Raw genomic sequence first — 1,400 nt, 5'->3', positions numbered from 1 at the left:
GCGGATGAGGTGGATGGCTCCCGCTCACGGCATCTAAGTGCCAAGATGGGTTGCTGTCATGCAAACCCGAGAAGGAGCCACCCGCCATGGAGATTAGCACGATCGGCCTGGATTTGGCCAAGAACGTTTTTCAGGTTCACGGTATCAGCGCGACCGGAGAGGTCGTTATTCGCAAGGCGCTGCGACGATCGCAGATGCTGCCGTTCTTCGAGAAGCTGCCGCCTTGCTTGGTAGGCGCCGAGGCTTGCGGGACATCGCATCACTGGGCGCGCGAACTGACCAAGCTGGGTCATGAGGTGCGGCTGATGCCGGCGGCTTACGTGAAACCTTACGTAAAGCGCGGAAAGAACGATGCTGCCGACGCCGAAGCGATCTGCGAAGCCGTCACACGCCAGACGATGCGGTTCGTGCCGATCAAGTCGCGCGAGCAGCAGGCGGCGTTGTCGCTGCACCGCGTGCGCCAGCTGTTGATCAAACAGCGTACGCAGCTGGTCAACATGATGCGCAGCGTGCTCGCCGAGCTGGGCATCGCGATCCCGGTCGGGATCGTAAAGGCGCTGCAGGTGGCGCGGGAGATCGTCGACGGCGAGTCGAAGATCGATCTGCCGACCGAGGCGACCAACGTCGTCGCCATGCTGGCAGAGCAACTGCTCCAGCTTCACGCCCAGTTGCGCAAGCTCGACCTGCGTCTCGCCGCTCTGCAGAGGAGCGACGAGCGGGCCCGGCGTCTGGCGACGATCCCTGGTATCGGGCCGATCGGCGCGACCGCGCTAGCTGCATCGGTGACCGATCCAGGCCAGTTTGCGTCAGGGCGCCAGTTCGCCGCCTGGCTAGGGCTGACCCCGCGACAGAGCTCAAGTGGTGGCAAGGACCGTCTGGGGCGCATTACCAAGATGGGCGACAGATATCTGAGGCAGCTCCTAGTCATCGGCGCAACCGCCTTGGTCCGATACGCTAAGGAGAAACCCGGCACGGCCGATCCGCGCTTTGTTGCTCTGCTCGCCAGAAAGCCCGCGCGCGTTGCCTCGGTTGCTATCGCTAACAAGATGGCGCGCATCGCGTGGGCAATTATGGCACGCGGCGGCGTCTTTGAACGTGGACATGCGCCGATGTTGGCGACAGCTTAGGATCAAGAGCTTAGCTGAGGAGATCAGCTTCACGAAGTTGTGAGAGCGAAGGATGTGATGGCAAAACCGGTCGGACCGGGAGCAAGGACAACCCAAGGACGGTCTTAGGCGTAATAGCCTGCAAAGCCGATAGGACCTTGTTCACGGACCCCATCAGGGCCAGCAGTCTACACCGACTGCATCAACAGGCCGGACAGACGACTGCACCCGACCAACAGCCAGATCATCACTTTACACTTGCAACGCGGGAGCCATCCACAGAAGACCGTCCGC

General features: G+C 61.9%; 1 protein-coding gene. It reads left to right on the top strand.

The features are described 5' to 3' along the window. The first annotated feature begins 86 nt into the window (after positions 1-86). A complete protein-coding gene (locus tag BHQ40_RS24665) occupies positions 87-1,127 on the top strand; it encodes an IS110 family RNA-guided transposase (RefSeq protein WP_070158305.1) in 1,041 nt (346 codons plus the stop codon). Positions 1,128-1,400 lie beyond the last annotated feature (273 nt).

The organism is Sphingobium phenoxybenzoativorans (assembly GCF_001757355.1).
GTDB lineage: Bacteria > Pseudomonadota > Alphaproteobacteria > Sphingomonadales > Sphingomonadaceae > Sphingobium > Sphingobium phenoxybenzoativorans.
Note: the sequence above shows the minus strand (reverse complement) of the source record. Positions and strands in the feature narration are given on the sequence as shown.